The organism is Phenylobacterium sp., from assembly GCF_036963605.1.
GTDB lineage: Bacteria > Pseudomonadota > Alphaproteobacteria > Caulobacterales > Caulobacteraceae > Phenylobacterium.
In genome coordinates this window covers 19,354-34,792 of the sequence record NZ_JBALUY010000012.1, presented here as the reverse complement: position 1 = coordinate 34,792, position 15,439 = coordinate 19,354, and the positions used below count along the sequence as shown (strand labels likewise).

Below are 15,439 nucleotides of genomic sequence, written 5' to 3'. Positions count from 1 at the left end.
CCGCCCGGCTTCAAGACGTTAACGGAAGAGCGACAGCACCGTGCCCGACGACTGATTGGCGATGGAGAGGGCCTGGATGCCCAGCTGCTGCTTGGTCTGCAGCGACTGGAGCTTGGCGCTTTCCTTGGCCAGGTCCGCATCGACCAGGTTGCCCACACCGGCGTCGATCGAGTCCTGCAGCTTGCCGACGAACTCCAGGTGCGACGAAAGCGCCTTGGAGCCGGTGCCGAGCTTGGACAGGGCGGCCGAGACATTGGCGATCGACGTATTGATCGTCGCGATCATCGCCGAGGCCGTGGTCGTCGTCCCGATCGTGCTGTCCGCAGCGACCGTCACATTGCCGCCGGCAAGCGCCAGGTTCTGAGCGGCCACCGTGATCTTGTTCTGACCGTCAGCGCTGGCGAGAGCCGCCACCGTCGTCGGGGTCGTGGCCTTGATCATGTTGGCGCCGTTGAATTCGGCGTTGTCGACCACTTTGGTGATCTGGTCCCGCAGGGCCTTGAAGTCATCGTTCAGGGCCACGCGGCTGGCGGTGTCGAGGGTCGTATCGGCGGCCGCCAGAGCCTTTTCCTTCATCTGCAGGAGCAGATCGGAGACGCTCTCACCCGCCGAAAGGGCCACATCCACGGTCGAGACCGAGCGGGACAGGGATTCCTTGACGGCGTTCAGGGCGCCGGAGTCGGAACGCTGGTTCTGGGCGATAGCCCAGATCGCGCCGTTGTCCTTCGCGCTGGCGACTTTCAGACCGGTGTTGATGCGGCTCTGGGTGGTGCTGAGATCCGTATTGGTCTTGTTGAGGTTTTGCAGCGCCACCATGGCGCCGACATTGGTGTTGACCGAATTCATCGGCATGGCCTTGTCCTTCCATTCTGGTCGGGTATCCGGCGATTTTTCGCCAGTGAGCCGTTCTTGGCTCGCAGGAACCATCGCAAGCGGCGCGCCAGAACGAGCCCGCCAACGCCGCTTCGGTAAACCCCTGATTCACTGCATTATTTCAGCAATCGAAAACCATGCGGCGGAGGGGCGCGGGGAGGTTTCGCCCCCCGGCGGCAGATTTAGCCGAGTCAAATCTGCCGGGCCGGCAAGTTGCGCTGGGGGCATAAGAAAAGGGCCCAGCGAACGCCGGGCCCTTCAAAAACTCGATTTGAACCTTAGTCGGCCCCGCCGCCTCAGGCGGCCTCGGCCGCCGAGGGCGAGAGCCCCTGCATGATGATCCGGTTGATATCGATCAGGGCCTCGAAGTCGTCTTCCCGGCGGATAACCAGGCTGGTGTGCTTCTGGACCCAGATGCTCAGGGAAATGATCTGGGCGCGCAGGGCCTCAGGCAGCTTGTTGTCGGCATGGGCGCAGTCTTCGCCCAACGCCATCCATAGGCGACGGTTCCAGTCCAGCGCATCGGCGCGGACGCCGAAGGCGTACGGATCGGCCTTGGACGCCTCGATCAAAGCCCGGGTCACCTGCGCAAAGAGACGGTACTCCGCCTCGCGCGGCGACTCAGCTCTCTGCGCCGCCTGTTGGTAGGCTCGAAGGGACATTACCCAGCACCTCGTCTTCGTAATCGATAAGCTTCCGGCACAGCATGAGCGCCTTGTAGTACTCGCGCGTCATGGTGTGCTTGGAGATGGATATGCACTCGGCCAGAATTCCGGGATTGCGCACGGCGCCCATGAATTCCGACAGCCGTCGCACGAATTCATCGTAGTAGCGGTCGGCCCCTGCCTCATCGAGGTACATCATCATGACTGGGAAGTAGACGCGCCGCGCCGGCGTCGTCACCTCGTCCTGCTGCATGATGTCCTTTTCACGCAGCACGGAGGCCTTGTTCTGGAGCACCAGGGTTCCCCGACGATCGCCGTTTTGAACGACAGCGCCGTTCAGAACGAACTTCTCGCCTGGTTTCAGCGACAGCTTGAGCGGCAAATGCTCGACCCCCGAAAGATGCGCCCAACGCGTTAGACCCAGGGCCAGCCCCGAATCCGGAGCTGTCTGGATAGGCCCAAGCTATGCGGCGACCGTTAATGACCTCTTGCCAGCCCTGCGGCGCAAGGCCGCGTTTAAGCAAGGCGTAACCATACTGGCCTGAAGCATGACCCCAATCACGCAAGAAATGGAGGCGGTGATGAGTCGTCCGGGCCGCACCAGCGACACTTCGTCTATTGCTCTGTCGGCCGCACAGCACGGTCCGGTCAACGCAGCCATGGCCGCAGACTCCATGGGGGCCTCTGGGTCCAAGGACGCCCTGCGCCGGCTCAATGCAGCGATCACCGAGCTCAAGGCCCTTTCCATCGAACCAATCCTGCGCCGGGCGGTCGCAGCCCTGGAGGCCGAAGATCACGACGCCGGCGGCAAGCTCGCCATCCAGGCCCTGGAACATGACGAGCGCAACGGCTTCGCCTGGTACCTGCTGGCCATCGCCCGGGAGCGCGCCGGCGACTTCGTCAACTCGATCACCTGCTACCAGTCAGCCCTGGCCCTGCTGCCCAATCAGGCCGAGGTCGCCAACGATCTGGGCCGCCTGGCTTTCCGGATGGGAATGAAGGCCGAGGCCGAGAAGCTGTTTCGTCACTTTCTCGCCGCCAAGCCCAACCATCCTGAGGGCGCCAACAACCTCGCCTGCGCCATCCGCGACCAGGATCGCGCCGAGGAGGCCATCGAGGTGCTGCGGCCGGCCATCGAGGCGCATCCGGACATGGCCATGCCCTGGAACACCATGGGCACCATCGTGACCGAACAGGGCGAACTGGCCACGGCGCAGCTGTTTTTCGACGAAGCCCTGCGACTGCAGCCCAGCTTCCCCAAGGCGCAGTACAATCGCGGCAATATTCGCCTGTCCCTCGGCGACCCCGCCGGTGCTTTAGTCGACTGCGACATCGCCCTGTCGGGCGTCACCGCGGAGGATGAGCGCCAGATGATGCGCCTGTCCCGTTCCACCGCCCTGCTGGAGCTTGGTCGCACGGTGGAAGGCTGGGAGGAGTACGAGGCCCGTCGACATCCGTTGTTCGCTGACTGCACGCAGTACCAGGCGCCGGGCGGGCCCTGGACCCTGGAGACCGATCTGGTCGGGCGCAGCCTGCTGGTGTTCGGCGAGCAGGGCCTGGGGGACGAGGTGATGTTCGCCAATCTGATCCCTGACCTGATCACGGCTCTAGGTCCCCAGGGCCGGCTGGTCCTCGCGGTCGAGAAGAGGCTCGTGCCCCTGTTCCAGCGCAGCTTCCCGCAAGTTGAGGTCGGCGCCCACGCGACCTACAGCGTGGCCGGACGCTCCGTGCGTGTGGCGCCCTTCCTGGAGGAGGCCGCGGCGCCCGAGCTCTGGGCGCCCATAGCGTCGCTGCTCCGCAGGTTCCGGCCCTCGGTCGACTCGTTCCCAGCCCAGCCCGGCTATCTGAAGCCTGCATCCGACCGCGTCGCTCACTGGCGCAAGGTGCTCGAGGCGGCCCCAGCGGGTCTCAAGGTGGGCCTCCTGTGGAAGAGCGCCTTGATGAACAGCGCGCGCCGGCGCTTTTTCTCGGGCTTTGATGCCTGGCGGGAGGTGCTCGCCACCCCCGGCGTGACCTTCATCAATCTGCAGTACGGCGATTGCGCCGCCGAGCTGGAACAGGCCCGGCAGGAGATGGGCGTCGACATCTGGACTCCCCCGGGGATCGACCTGAAGCAGGATCTGGATGACATCGCCGCCCTCACCTGCGCGCTCGACCTGGTGATCGGTTTTCCCAACGCCACGGTGAACCTGGCCGGGGCCTGCGGGGCCAGCGCCTGGGTCACATCCGCGCCCGGCGCCTGGCCGCGCCTGGGGAGCGACCACTATCCCTGGTACCCGCAGATGCGGGTCTTCACCGCGTCGGCCCTCGGCGACTGGTCCCCGATGCTGAGCCAGATGGCGCAGGCCCTGGCCGAGCCGGGCGGGCCGCAGTTGCGGCGGGCGCCCAAGCCCTGACGCGGGCAGCAGGCCGCGTCAGCCCCGCAGAAGCCGCCGCAGGCGCTCAAGCCGCTTGAATGTCCCGCGCCGCCCTTTAGGTTGGCGTCAGTTGAAACATTTGTTCGAATGCGGGCGTCATTGAACCCGCACATATTGGGAGCTCATATGGCCGAGCGTTTCGAAGGCACAGACGATTACGTCGCCACCGAGGATCTGAAGGTCGCCGTCAACGCGGCCGTCGCGCTGGAACGTCCCCTGCTGATCAAGGGCGAACCCGGCACCGGCAAGACCGTGCTGGCCTACGAGATCGCCAAGGCGCTCGACGCCGAACTGATCACCTGGCACGTCAAGTCGACGACCAAGGCTCACCAGGGCCTCTACGAATATGACGCCGTGACCCGTCTGCGCGACAGCCAGTTGGGCGATGAGCGGGTCAAGGACGTCAAGAACTACATCAAGAAGGGCAAGCTCTGGGAGGCCTTCGACGCCCCCAAGCGCCCCGTCTTGCTGATCGACGAAATCGACAAGGCCGACATCGAATTCCCCAACGACCTCCTGCAGGAGCTCGATCGGATGGAATTCTACGTCTACGAAACCAACGAGACGATCAAGGCGGCCATCCGGCCGATCGTCATCATCACCTCGAACAACGAGAAGGAACTGCCGGACGCCTTCCTGCGCCGCTGCTTCTTCCACTACATCCGCTTCCCCGACGCCGAGACGATGAACCAGATCGTCGAGGTCCACTATCCCGGGATCAAGCAGAAGCTGGTCGCCGAGGCCCTGCGCATCTTCTACGACATGCGCAAGGTTCCGGGCCTGAAGAAGAAGCCCTCGACCTCCGAACTTCTCGACTGGCTCAAGCTGCTGATGGTGGAAGACATCGACGCGGAGTCGCTGAAGGAACGCGATCCCACCAAGCTGATCCCGCCGCTGCACGGCGCCCTGCTGAAGAACGAGCAGGACGTCCACCTGTTTGAACGCCTGGCCTTCCTGGCCCGGCGCGAAGGCGCCGGCGGCTCGCGCCCCGGCCAGTAGGTCGCCTCGGCCCCGAAGCGTCGCGCTTCGGGGCTTACGGCGAATTCACTCGACGGTGCAGACGCGCCCGTACACCGTCACGGCGAAGGTGCACGGGAGCCTCTGAACATGAATTCCACCCTGACCGTCGCGGCGATAGGCCTGATCCTGGCCCTGCCGGCCTGCGCCCAGCGCCCGATGTCGGCGGCCACGACCGGGCGCCTGGACTGCCCGGAACAATCAGGCTCCCTCGACCGCATCGAAGCCGCACAGGACGGACGGTCCTGCCGCTATCGCATGGCCGACGGGGCCGAGGTCGAGCTTCGCCTCGTGGACGTGGTCGGCGACGCCCGCGCGACCCTGGCCATGCTGGAGACCGAGCTCGCCGACGCCCTGCCCCCGGCCCTGGCCCTGGCCGAGATCACCCCGAGCACCACGGGCGCCGAGGCCGAAGAAAGCGCGGCCTTGGCGGCGCAGGCCATCGCCCAGGCGCGCACCGACGCCGGGGGCGATGCTTCGAACCCGGCGGACGCTCGCCCGGGCCCGGTGGAGGTGGATGTCGGCGGCCACCGCATCCAGGCGCAGGACGACTCCGTCAGCATTGACCTGCCCGGCCTGAAGATCGACGCCCAGGACGAGATGGCCAATGTCAAGATCGGACCCGTCTCGATCAACGCGTCGGACGACGGGGCGACCATCAAGATCTATCGGGAGGTTCGGCTGAAGGGTGAAGCCCTGTCCCGCGAAAAACGCGGTGTCCGGGCGACCTATATCCTGGCGGGTCGACCACACGCCGAGGGGGCCGCCTATGTCGGCCTTGAGGCCGCCGGGCCGAAAACCGGTCCCTTGACCGTCGCCATTGTGACGTCGGCCACCGCCGACGCCGATGACGAAAGCCTCGACGATGTCCGGAAACTGGTACGCGAGAACGGCGGGGTCTAGGCCCGAGGGCCCGCCCCGCCGCCTCGGATCAGGCCGGTTGGACCTCCATGACCTTGTAGGTCAGCGGGCGACCGTCTTCGTCGGTGACCGTCACGTATTCGCCCACCGCAAAGCGATGCTCGCCCAGGCGGTGGACCGGCTCGTCATCCTCGGTGTCGTCGCTGTCATAGTCGAAGAACCAGTGGTCCCGGCGCTTGGCCAGACGACCGTCCACGGCGTCTTCGTCGGGCGCGAAGCGGCGGACAACGCACTCCGCCTTCGACTTGGCGTAGGCCTCGTCGTCGATGTAGCCGTCGGCGGTGAGTGGGGCGGTCAGGGCATAGCCCCGATGGTCGTCCCCGCCGGCGAACTCCGTGCCGGGGTTACGGGCGAGCCGCATGACGATACGCGATAGGGTCATGGAAGACCTCGAACTAGTGGGACAGGAACAGGGACGGCGAATCTGCCGCCAGTAACGAACGGGTGGTGCCGCCGAAGATGAACTCCTGCAGGCGCGGATGACCGAAGGCGCCGGCCACGAGGATTTCGGCGCCGGCCTTCTGCGCCGCATAAAGCAGCATGGGCGCGGCCTCCCCGGAATCCGGCAGCACCTCGCACTCGGCCTTGACGCCGCGCGCGGCCAGATAGGCCTGAAGACGACCTGGATCCAGCGCCCGGGTGGTGGCCCGTGGGGCGGTGAGGATGACGACCTTGGAGGCCTTCTGCAGCAGAGGCGTCGCCTGACGGGCGGCGCGGGAGGCTTCCTTGCCCCCGTCCCAGGCCACGGCGACCGTGCCGCCGACCTTGAGACCCGGGCGGGCGATCAGCACCGGCCGCTGCTCGTCGGCGAGCACCTCCTGGAAGGCCTCCGCCAGAGGGCCGCGGCCACGGCCAGGCTCATCGGAAAAGACCACTACATCCGAAAGGCGGCTTTCCGCCGACAGATTCGCCCAGACGGGCGTCTCCAGCGCCATGAAGCTCTTGGAGCCGTAGGAGACCGCGGCCATGGCTTCGCGGGCCTTCTTCTCGCCGACGGCGGCGGCCTCCTTCAAGGATTCAAGCGCGGTGGCCTGAACCCCGCCCATGAAGCCTTCGCCCATCCAGGGCATGACGTCAGCTACGTCGGCTGGGGTGTAGACCCCGGCCAGTTCCGCGTCGAACGCTCCAGCGACAAGCGCGCCCGCCTCCAGAACAACCCGATCGCCTTCGCCGCCGGACAGCGGCGCCATGATTCTCGCCCACGTCATTTGCTTCCCTTTCCTGTGGCCAGGATGATGCGCCCCATGATCGATGCGTGCATTGATCTTTGCCAATCCTGCGCCGGTGGAGCGCGACCATAGGACTCTGAAAGGAACGCCGCGATGAAGAAAGGGCTGCGTCGCAATGTGCGCGAACCTCGCGCCTGGCAACGCATGCTGTCAGGCCGGCGACTGGACCTGCTCGATCCCTCCCCCATGGACATCGAGATCGAGGACATCGCCCATGGTCTGGCCCGCGTGGCGCGCTGGAATGGTCAGACGGTGGGCGATCACGCCTTCTCTGTGGCCCAGCACTCCATCGTGGTGGAGGAGATCGTGGCGCACATCCAGCCGGATATCGAACCGCGCTGGCGCCTGGCCGCCCTGCTGCATGACGCCGCCGAATATGTGATCGGCGACATGATCTCGCCGTTCAAGCAGGCCCTGGGCCTGGACTACAAGGTCTTCGAGGAGCGGCTGGAGACCGCCATCCATGTGCGGTTCGGCCTGCCGGCAAAGTCGCCGGCCGCCGTGAAGACCCTGATCAAACGGGCTGATCACGCCTGCGCCTACTACGAAGCGACGCAGCTGGCGGGCTTTGCGGCGCATGAGGCCTTGGAGTTTTTCGGGGCCCCGCCCGAGGGCTACGACCTTGTTATCGACCCTTTGTCGGCATCGCTGGCCCAGGCGCGCTACATTCAGCGCTATCATGTGCTGTCGGAGGCTGCGGGATTCGCCCCGGCCGACGCCGCTTTCGATACGGAGTAGCCAGACATGACGATCATCGTCTGCGGCCTGGCCGACCTGCCCTCGGTGATCGCCGCGCGCAGGCCCTCCCACATGGTGACCCTGCTCGACCCCACCACCATGATCGAGACGCCTGACGGGATAGCGCCAGATCGCCACCTGAAGCTGGGGGTCAACGACATCGCCCAGCCGGCAGAAGGCCTGACGGCGCCGGATGAAACCCTGGTGGGCCGCCTGCTGACCTTCGCAGAGGCCTGGGACGAACGCGACCCGATGGTCATCCACTGCTGGGCCGGCATCAGCCGCTCGACCGCCAGCGCCTTCACCCTGGCCTGCGCCCGCAGCCCGGAGGTCGACGAAGCCGCCATCGCCTGGACCCTGCGCAGCCTCGCCCCCCACGCCTATCCCAATCGGCGGATCGTCGCCCTGGCCGATGACATGCTGGGCCGCCAGGGCCGCATGGTGGACGCCATCGAGGCCATCGGCGGCAACGGGTTTGTGAACCTCGGCTCGCCCTTCGACTTCGCCGCCCGGCACTGATGGCGCAGGGCCAGGCCCATCCTCCGGTCGTCATCGGCCTGTCGGCCGTGGTCGTCGCGGTGCGCGACGGCGAGGCCCTGGTGCTGACCGTAAAGCCTCGAGGAGAAGATAACGGGGTCACATCCGAGCTCGCCGGCCTGCCCTTCGGCCCATTCGATCCGGACGCCCACCGCACGTTCGAACTGGCGCTGCGGGCCTTCGTGACGGCCCAGACGCGGTTTGATCTCGGCTATGTGGAGCAGCTCTACACCTTCGGCGACCGCGGCCGCGACGCGCCGCTGGCCGACATGGGCGGCGGGGACGCCTCGAATGGGGCGGCGGTGAGCCGGGTCATATCGGTCGGCTATTTGGCCCTGACTCCGGCCGCTGTGGACACCGAGGCTCCCGACACCGCATGGGCGCCCTGGTCGCGATTCTTTCCCTGGGAGGACTGGCGCCAGGGCCGACCGGCCGCCCTGGAGCCGATCGAGGATGCTCTGCGGCGTTGGGCCGACCGCGCCCCCGCTGCGCTTTGCGCCACCCGCCTCGCCAGGGCGCGCCTGGCCTTCGCCCTGGACGGCGCCCCTTGGAACGAGGAACGGGTGCTGGAGCGCTACGAACTGCTCTATGGCGCGGGCCTGGCGCCTGAGGCCGCCCGGGACCGTGGCGAGGCCGGCGGCGAGCGGTCAGAGGCCCTGGCCGCGGCCTTGGGGGCGCCGATGATCTCCGACCACCGGCGAATCCTGGCCACGGCGCTCAGCCGTCTGCGGGGCAAGATCAAGTACCGCCCCGTGGTGTTCGAGCTGATGCCCGAGGCCTTCACCCTTTCGGCCTTGCAGCGGGCTGTAGAGGCCATCGCCGGCGCGCCGCTGCACAAGCAGAACTTCCGCCGCGTGCTCGAGCGCAGCGGGCTGGTCGAGGGGCTGGGGCGAATCGACGCCGACACCGGCGGCCGGCCGGCTGAACTCTTTCGATTCAGACGAGAGATTCTGAGCGCGCGGCCCGTGTCGGGCCTGTCGCTTCCGCTGCTTCGCGACTGAGCATTTCAGGCTGGGTCGCCGCCCAGCGCGCCCGGATCTGATGAGAGGTCTCGCGGCTGCCGTCGAGGCTCCAGCCGGGCGGCCCGAACAGGTAGCCGGCCGCCTCGCGCAAGGACCGCGCCGTCAGCAGGTCCTGTCCGATGGCCATCCATTCGTGAAAGGCGACCCGCAACAGATTGAAAGTGCCGAGGTTCTTCACCACCCCATAGCGACAGGGTTCTTCGGCCAACTCCGGCTGGAAGGTGCCGAACAGGCGATCCCAAATGATCAGCACGCCAGCATAGTTGCGGTCGAGATACCGGGGATTGCGGGCGTGATGGACCCGGTGATGGGACGGCGTGTTGAACACCGCCTCGAACCAGCGGGGCATCCTCCCGATGGCCTCGGTGTGGATCCAGAACTGATAGACGAGGCTGATCCCCTTCTGGATCGCCACCATGGCCGGCGGAAAACCGATCAGGGACAGGGGCAGCCACAAGAGCCAGGTCCCGGCCACCCCGCCGGTCCAGGTCTGCCTCAGGGCCGTCGACAGGTTGTAGTGCTGAGATGTGTGGTGATTGACGTGGCTCGCCCACCAGAACCGCCGCTCATGCGCCAGGCGGTGGAACCAGTAATAGGTCATGTCCTCCAGCAGGAAGAGCGCGACCCAGGCCCAGATCGCCGTCATCGGGATCTCGAACAGGCGATGCTCGTAAACCCACAGGCTGGCCGCAAAGACCGCGCCGCCGGTCAGCAGGCCCGCCGTGGTGCTGCCCAGGCCCATGGCCAGGGAGGTGAAGGTGTCCCGCGGTTCGTAGTTGGCCTTGGCCCGGCCCAGGCGGCCCAGAATGATCTCCAGGACGATGGCCAGGACGAAGAACGGCACCGCCAGGGCGACCGGGTCGAAGTCCGGACTCATGCGGCGAGGTCGGCCGGCGGCCAGTTGTCGAAGGCCAGCAGGGCCCGGGGCGCAGCCACGTCGCCCAGATGGATCGAGAGCACGCCGCCCTTGAACATGGCCGAACTGGCCTGACACCAAGACAGCCTGCGCACCGCAAACCCGTCCCCGAGCGCCATCAGCACCAGGGCGCATTCGCCCGACCGCGCCAGGGCGCCCTTGCTGTCCCGGGTGATCCAGAGACGGTCAATCCGGCGGTCCGGGAAATCTTCGAAAAACAGCTCCCGGGCGCGCGCCTCATCCAGGGTTCGAGCGGGGCGACCGATGCGGGCCCAGGCCGACAAGCTCACCAGCACGCCCACGGCGGCCAACGAGCTGCTGAACTGTATCAGGAACGCCTTGTCCACTGCGCTGGTCCTCCCCGGAAGCGCCACGGTCGGCTCCGAATTCGGTGCGGTCAAGCAAAACGGCGCGCCCCGGGGTGGGACGCGCCGTCGCTTCAGACCCAGATCCTGGATCGGAAAGGCTTAGAACTTCCGAACGTAGCCCACGGCCCAGACGTCGGCCGAACCGCCGTCATCCTGGAATTCCTGGCGGGTATAGTCGGCGCGGAAGCCGTTCTGGCCGTCCAGGAAGTAGCGGCCGCCGACGCCGAAGTTCCAGCTTTCGCCATCAGCCTTGCTGCTGATGCCGGCGGCCGAGGCTTCGATCTCGGTGGTGCCATAGCCCACGCGGGCGAACAGGTCGGCCTGCGGGTTGATCGGCAGGAAACCCACGCCATAGATGGCGGCGCTGTGGTTCAGCTCCACGTCGATGGGCGAACCGCCGATGCTCACCGGCGGGCGATAGGTGTCGTCCTTCACGCCGAAGGCCAGCTCGCCCTCGACGCCAAGATAAGGGGTCAGCTTGGCGCCCAGGCGGCCCTGGATGGCGCCCAGGTCGAAATCGTCGGCGTCGGCATGGGCGTAGCCCACCGAGCCGTAGATTTCCGGGGCCGACATCGACTGGGCCTGCACGGCGACAGGGGCGGCGGCCAGCACGGCGACAGTGGCGGCGGCGGTAATGAGAGACTTCATACGAGATACTCCGAACTTGGGGACACGCTCCCCCGAGCGGCGTCTTCATCGTCGCCAATCGGGGCGGATTCCTGTCCGTCTGCGGACCTTTGCAGGGCAGCCACAGGGTGTGACGAAAGAGCCACATCGCCCCCTGCCCGCTTTTCGCCCAGGCCGTGGTATCTAACCGGCCAAGCCCGGAAGAGGCTGTCTTCGGAGAAGCGATCTTGCGTAACGCCGTCATCGCCGCCACGGGGCTCTACACCCCGTCCAACACGCTCACCAACGCTGAGCTGGTGGAGACCTTCAACGCCTATGTGGAGCGCTTCAACGCCCGCAACGCCGAGGCCATAGCCGCCGGTGAGATCGCGGCGCTGACGCCCTCGTCAGAGGCCTTCATCGAGAAGGCTTCGGGCATCAAGTCCCGCTACGTGATGGACAAGTCGGGCCTGATCGATCCCGACGTCATGCGCCCGGTCATCGCCGAGCGGCCTAACGAAGAGATTTCCATCCTGGCCGAGATCGCCGTGGCTGCGGCCCGTCAGGCCCTGGAGACCTGGGGCAAGCCGGTCAGCGAAATCGGCGCGGTGATCTGCGCGGCCTCCAACATGCAGCGGGCCTATCCGGCCATGGCCATCGAGGTGCAGCAGGCGCTCGGCATAGACGGCTTCGCCTTCGACATGAACGTCGCCTGCTCCTCAGCCACCTTCGGCATCAAGACCGCCGCCGACTACATCGCCACGGGCTCGGCCAAGGCTGTGCTGATGGTCAATCCCGAGATCACCTCGGGCCACCTGAACTTCTGTGACCGCGACAGCCATTTCATCTTCGGCGACGTGGCCACCGCGGTGATCGTGGAAGCCGAGGAGGACGCTAAGCCCGGCCAGGGCTGGGACATCGTCGGCACGCGGCTGAAAACGGTCTTTTCCAACAATATCCGCAACAACTTCGGCTTCCTGAACCGCGCTGCGCCCGAGGGCGCGCAGGACCGAGACAAGCTGTTCGTCCAGGAGGGCCGCAAGGTGTTCCGCGAGGTGGTGCCGATGGTCTCGGAAATGATCGTCGACCACGCCCGGGACCTTGACCTCGATCCCACGGCGCTCAAGCGCCTGTGGCTGCACCAGGCCAATATCAACATGAATGACATGATCGGCCGCAAGGTGCTGGGCCGCGATCCGACACCGCAGGAGAACGTCATCATCCTGGACGAGTACGCCAACACCTCGTCGGCCGGCTCGATCATCGCCTTCCACAAGGCCAATGACGGGTTCGACACCGGCGAGATGGGCCTGATCTGCTCGTTCGGCGCCGGCTATTCGGCCGGGACGGTCTTCGTCCGCAAGCGCTGAGGCCAACCGCCGACTATGAAGAGAAAAGGCCCCGCCGGCTGATCCGGCGGGGCCTTTGTCGTTCTAGCGGTCCTTCTCGCGTTCGCCGATGGCCGACTGGGCCGCAGCGAGCCGGGCGATTGGCACCCGGTAGGGCGAGCAGCTCACATAGTCGAGGCCGACCCGTTCGCAGAAGTCGATGGAGGCCGGATCGCCGCCGTGTTCGCCGCAGATGCCGAGCTTGATCTCCGGCCGCTGGGCGCGGCCCCGCTCGGTGGCGATGCGGATCAGGTCGCCGACGCCTTCCTGGTCGAGGCTGACGAAGGGGTCCTTTTCGAAGATGCCCTTGTCCATATAGGCGGCCAGGAAGCGGCCCGAGTCGTCCCGGCTGATGCCGAAGGTCGTCTGGGTCAGGTCGTTGGTGCCGAAGGAGAAGAACTCGGCGTTCTCCGCCAGGTCGGCGGCCCGGATCGCCGCCCGAGGCAGCTCGACCATGGTGCCCACCAGATAGGGGAAGTCGAGCTTGCGCTCGGCCAGCACCTGCTTGGCCACCCGGTCAGTGAGCAGGCGCAGGAACTTCATCTCCTCGCCCTTGGCCACCAGGGGATGCATGATCTCCGGGCACGGCGGGGTCTTGCCGCTCTCGGCGATCTCGCAGGCGGCCTCGAAGATGGCGCGGACCTGCATCTCGTAGATTTCCGGATAGGAGACGCCCAGGCGGCAACCGCGATGGCCGAGCATCGGGTTGGTCTCGTGCAGCTCCTTGACCCGGCGTTCCAGGACCGACAGCTCGAGGCCCGATGACTGGGCCAGGGCCTTCAGGTCCTCCTCGGTATGGGGCAGGAACTCGTGCAGCGGCGGGTCGAGCAGCCGGATGGTGACCGGCAGGCCCTCCATGATGGTGAAGAGCTCGACAAAGTCGGCGCGCTGCATGGGCAGGATCTTGGCCAGGGCCGTACGGCGGCCCTTTTCGTCGTCGGCCAGGATCATCTCGCGCACGGCGGCGATGCGATCTTCCTCGAAGAACATGTGCTCCGTGCGGCAGAGACCGATGCCCTCGGCGCCGAACTGGCGGGCGGTGCGCGCGTCCAGCGGCGTCTCGGCGTTGGCGCGCACCTTCAGGCGACGCAGACCGTCGGCCCAGACCATCAGGGTGGCGAAGTCGCCGGTCAGTTCGGGCTCGATCATCTTGACCGCGCCGGCCAGGACCTCGCCGGTGGAGCCGTCGACCGTGATGATGTCGCCGGCCTTGAAGATGCGGCCGCGGACGCGGAACTCACCGGCCTTGGGATGGATCTGCACCTCGCCAGCGCCGGAGACGCAAGGCCGGCCCATGCCGCGGGCGACCACGGCGGCGTGGCTGGTCATGCCGCCGCGGGCGGTCAGGATCGCCTTGGCCGCATGCATGCCGTGGATGTCTTCGGGGCTGGTCTCGTCGCGGACCAGGATCACCGACTCATGGATCGCGGCCAGGCGCTCGGCCTCGTCGGCGTCGAAGACGATCTTGCCGGTGGCGGCGCCGGGCGAGGCCGGCAGGCCCTGGGCGATCACGTCGCGCTCGCTGGACGGGTCGATGGTCGGATGCAGCAGCTGGTCCAGCGAGGCGGGCTCAACCCGCATGATCGCTTCTTCATGGGTCAGCACGCCCTGGGCGGCCAGATCCACGGCGATCTTCAGGGCCGCCTTGGCGGTCCGCTTGCCGTTGCGGGTCTGCAGCATGTAGAGCCGGCCCTGCTCGACCGTAAACTCGATGTCCTGCATGTCGCGGTAGTGGGTTTCCAGGCGGCCGACCACGTCCTTGAACTGAGCGAAGACCTCCGGAAGGGCCTCCTCCATGGAGGGCGACTTGTCGCCCATCTCCTCGCGGGCGATCTTGGTCAGGGCCTGGGGCGTGCGGATGCCAGCCACCACGTCCTCGCCCTGGGCGTTGATCAGGAACTCGCCATAGAGGCGCGCCTCGCCGGTGGACGGGTTGCGGGTGAAGGCGACGCCGGTGGCCGAGGTCTCGCCCATATTGCCGAACACCATCGACTGGACGTTCACCGCCGTGCCCCAGCTCTCGGGGATGTCGTGCATGCGGCGATAGAACTTGGCCCGGTCGTTCATCCAGCTGGCGAACACCGCGCCCACCGCGCCCCAGAGCTGGGCCTGCGGGTCCTGCGGGAAGTCCGAACCCAGCTCGGCGGCGACCGCCTTCTTGTAGTCGGCGACGACCTTTTCCCAGTCCTCGGCGGTCAGGGCGGTGTCGACGGTGACGTCGAGGCGCTCCTTATGCTCGTCGAGGATTTCCTCAAACATGTGGTGATCCAGGTCGAGGACCACGTTGGAGTACATCTGGATAAAGCGGCGGTAGGAATCGAAGGCGAACCGGCGGTCTCCCGACAGCTTGGCCAGGCCCTCCACCGTCTGGTCGTTGAGGCCGAGGTTCAGGACCGTGTCCATCATGCCGGGCATAGAAGCCCGCGCGCCCGAGCGCACCGAGACGAGCAGCGGGTTTACCGCGTCGCCGAAGCGCTTGCCGGTCAGTTCCTCGACCCGGGCCAGCCCCTGCTCCACCTGGGCCTTCATGTCATCGGGATAGCGCTGCTCGTTGGCGTAGTAGTGGGTGCAGCACTCGGTGGTGATGGTGAAGCCCGGGGGCACCGGCAGACCCAGGGACGACATCTCGGCCAGATTGGCGCCCTTGCCCCCCAGCAGGTTCTTCATCGAGGCGTCGCCATCGGCGGCCCCGCCGCCAAAGGCGTAGACCCAGCGCGTCTTGGTCAGGCTCGTCATCGTCCC

At 66.7% G+C, this 15,439-nt stretch carries 16 protein-coding genes; 7 read left to right on the top strand and 9 right to left on the bottom strand.

What is annotated here, in order from left to right:
• Window positions 1-18: 18 nt before the first annotated feature.
• The 3 genes from V7702_RS04050 to flbT all read right to left on the bottom strand — a co-directional run bounded on the left by V7702_RS04050 (window position 19) and on the right by flbT (window position 1,920).
• Complete coding sequence (locus V7702_RS04050) at window positions 19-852, bottom strand: flagellin (protein ID WP_335648863.1); 834 nt, start codon at window positions 850-852, stop codon at window positions 19-21.
• A 317-nt stretch (window positions 853-1,169) separates the two neighbouring features.
• Window positions 1,170-1,535: a flagellar biosynthesis regulator FlaF gene (gene flaF / locus V7702_RS04045; RefSeq protein WP_300576671.1), complete on the bottom strand. Its 366-nt coding sequence runs from the start codon at window positions 1,533-1,535 to the stop codon at window positions 1,170-1,172.
• A complete protein-coding gene (gene flbT, locus V7702_RS04040; protein ID WP_335648862.1) occupies window positions 1,495-1,920 on the bottom strand; it encodes a flagellar biosynthesis repressor FlbT in 426 nt (141 codons plus the stop codon). The genes flaF and flbT overlap by 41 nt, the downstream gene beginning before the upstream one ends.
• A gap of 199 nt (window positions 1,921-2,119) precedes the next feature.
• On the opposite strand from flbT, the gene V7702_RS04035 reads away from it, so the two are divergent.
• From V7702_RS04035 to V7702_RS04025, 3 genes are all read left to right on the top strand, one after another.
• Window positions 2,120-3,934: a tetratricopeptide repeat protein gene (locus V7702_RS04035; protein ID WP_335648861.1), complete on the top strand. Its 1,815-nt coding sequence runs from the start codon at window positions 2,120-2,122 to the stop codon at window positions 3,932-3,934.
• Window positions 3,935-4,081: 147 nt separating this feature from the next.
• The gene (locus tag V7702_RS04030) at window positions 4,082-4,954 is read left to right on the top strand and encodes an AAA family ATPase (protein ID WP_335648860.1); all 873 of its coding nucleotides are present in this window, start codon (window positions 4,082-4,084) and stop codon (window positions 4,952-4,954) included.
• A 108-nt stretch (window positions 4,955-5,062) separates the two neighbouring features.
• Window positions 5,063-5,875, top strand: a complete 813-nt coding sequence (locus V7702_RS04025) for a hypothetical protein (RefSeq protein WP_335648859.1) — start codon at window positions 5,063-5,065, stop codon at window positions 5,873-5,875.
• A 28-nt stretch (window positions 5,876-5,903) separates the two neighbouring features.
• Here V7702_RS04025 and V7702_RS04020 read toward each other — a convergent pair whose 3' ends face one another.
• Together V7702_RS04020 and V7702_RS04015 are read right to left on the bottom strand one after the other, a co-directional pair.
• Window positions 5,904-6,275 (bottom strand): hypothetical protein, encoded by a 372-nt coding sequence (locus V7702_RS04020; protein WP_335648858.1) that lies wholly within the window; start codon window positions 6,273-6,275, stop codon window positions 5,904-5,906.
• Window positions 6,276-6,288: 13 nt separating this feature from the next.
• Window positions 6,289-7,101 (bottom strand): universal stress protein, encoded by an 813-nt coding sequence (locus V7702_RS04015; protein ID WP_335648857.1) that lies wholly within the window; start codon window positions 7,099-7,101, stop codon window positions 6,289-6,291.
• A gap of 114 nt (window positions 7,102-7,215) precedes the next feature.
• Between V7702_RS04015 and V7702_RS04010 the strand changes: the two genes are divergently transcribed.
• The 3 genes from V7702_RS04010 to V7702_RS04000 are packed head-to-tail and all read left to right on the top strand — an operon-like array spanning window position 7,216 to window position 9,398.
• On the top strand, window positions 7,216-7,860 hold the full coding sequence (locus tag V7702_RS04010; protein ID WP_335648856.1) for an HD family hydrolase: 645 nt from the start codon (window positions 7,216-7,218) through the stop codon (window positions 7,858-7,860).
• A 6-nt stretch (window positions 7,861-7,866) separates the two neighbouring features.
• Window positions 7,867-8,379, top strand: a complete 513-nt coding sequence (locus V7702_RS04005; RefSeq protein ID WP_335648855.1) for a tyrosine phosphatase family protein — start codon at window positions 7,867-7,869, stop codon at window positions 8,377-8,379.
• Window positions 8,379-9,398: an NUDIX hydrolase gene (locus tag V7702_RS04000; RefSeq protein WP_335648854.1), complete on the top strand. Its 1,020-nt coding sequence runs from the start codon at window positions 8,379-8,381 to the stop codon at window positions 9,396-9,398. Before V7702_RS04005 ends, V7702_RS04000 begins: the two co-directional genes overlap by 1 nt.
• Here V7702_RS04000 and V7702_RS03995 read toward each other — a convergent pair.
• The 3 genes from V7702_RS03995 to V7702_RS03985 all read right to left on the bottom strand — a co-directional run bounded on the left by V7702_RS03995 (window position 9,334) and on the right by V7702_RS03985 (window position 11,351).
• On the bottom strand, window positions 9,334-10,296 hold the full coding sequence (locus V7702_RS03995) for a sterol desaturase family protein (RefSeq protein ID WP_335648853.1): 963 nt from the start codon (window positions 10,294-10,296) through the stop codon (window positions 9,334-9,336). The two genes, V7702_RS04000 and V7702_RS03995, sit on opposite strands and share 65 nt — an antisense overlap.
• Entirely contained in the window at window positions 10,293-10,682 is a 390-nt protein-coding gene (locus tag V7702_RS03990; protein WP_335648852.1) for a hypothetical protein, read from the bottom strand. Before V7702_RS03990 ends, V7702_RS03995 begins: the two co-directional genes overlap by 4 nt.
• A 120-nt stretch (window positions 10,683-10,802) precedes the next feature.
• Window positions 10,803-11,351 carry a porin family protein gene (locus tag V7702_RS03985; protein ID WP_335648851.1) on the bottom strand — a complete coding sequence of 183 codons (549 nt, stop codon included), beginning with the start codon at window positions 11,349-11,351 and terminating at the stop codon, window positions 10,803-10,805.
• A gap of 206 nt (window positions 11,352-11,557) precedes the next feature.
• Here V7702_RS03985 and V7702_RS03980 point away from each other — a divergent pair, with 206 nt between their 5' ends.
• Window positions 11,558-12,679, top strand: a complete 1,122-nt coding sequence (locus tag V7702_RS03980; protein ID WP_335648850.1) for a beta-ketoacyl-ACP synthase III — start codon at window positions 11,558-11,560, stop codon at window positions 12,677-12,679.
• A 63-nt stretch (window positions 12,680-12,742) separates the two neighbouring features.
• On the opposite strand, the gene ppdK is transcribed toward V7702_RS03980, so the two are convergent.
• Window positions 12,743-15,433, bottom strand: a complete 2,691-nt coding sequence (ppdK, locus tag V7702_RS03975; protein WP_335648849.1) for a pyruvate, phosphate dikinase — start codon at window positions 15,431-15,433, stop codon at window positions 12,743-12,745.
• Window positions 15,434-15,439 lie beyond the last annotated feature (6 nt).

What these genes read in the sequence shown, in the direction of transcription:
- V7702_RS04050 (WP_335648863.1), bottom strand. Translation starts at nt 852, where the DNA reads ATGCCGATGAATTCGGTCAACACCAATGTCGGCGCCATGGTGGCGCTG.
- flaF (WP_300576671.1), bottom strand. Translation starts at nt 1,535, where the DNA reads ATGTCCCTTCGAGCCTACCAACAGGCGGCGCAGAGAGCTGAGTCGCCG.
- V7702_RS04035 (WP_335648861.1), top strand. Translation starts at nt 2,120, where the DNA reads ATGAGTCGTCCGGGCCGCACCAGCGACACTTCGTCTATTGCTCTGTCG.
- V7702_RS04030 (WP_335648860.1), top strand. Translation starts at nt 4,082, where the DNA reads ATGGCCGAGCGTTTCGAAGGCACAGACGATTACGTCGCCACCGAGGAT.
- V7702_RS04025 (WP_335648859.1), top strand. Translation starts at nt 5,063, where the DNA reads ATGAATTCCACCCTGACCGTCGCGGCGATAGGCCTGATCCTGGCCCTG.
- V7702_RS04020 (WP_335648858.1), bottom strand. Translation starts at nt 6,275, where the DNA reads ATGACCCTATCGCGTATCGTCATGCGGCTCGCCCGTAACCCCGGCACG.
- V7702_RS04015 (WP_335648857.1), bottom strand. Translation starts at nt 7,101, where the DNA reads ATGACGTGGGCGAGAATCATGGCGCCGCTGTCCGGCGGCGAAGGCGAT.
- V7702_RS04010 (WP_335648856.1), top strand. Translation starts at nt 7,216, where the DNA reads ATGAAGAAAGGGCTGCGTCGCAATGTGCGCGAACCTCGCGCCTGGCAA.
- V7702_RS04005 (WP_335648855.1), top strand. Translation starts at nt 7,867, where the DNA reads ATGACGATCATCGTCTGCGGCCTGGCCGACCTGCCCTCGGTGATCGCC.
- V7702_RS04000 (WP_335648854.1), top strand. Translation starts at nt 8,379, where the DNA reads ATGGCGCAGGGCCAGGCCCATCCTCCGGTCGTCATCGGCCTGTCGGCC.
- V7702_RS03995 (WP_335648853.1), bottom strand. Translation starts at nt 10,296, where the DNA reads ATGAGTCCGGACTTCGACCCGGTCGCCCTGGCGGTGCCGTTCTTCGTC.
- V7702_RS03985 (WP_335648851.1), bottom strand. Translation starts at nt 11,351, where the DNA reads ATGAAGTCTCTCATTACCGCCGCCGCCACTGTCGCCGTGCTGGCCGCC.
- ppdK (WP_335648849.1), bottom strand. Translation starts at nt 15,433, where the DNA reads ATGACGAGCCTGACCAAGACGCGCTGGGTCTACGCCTTTGGCGGCGGG.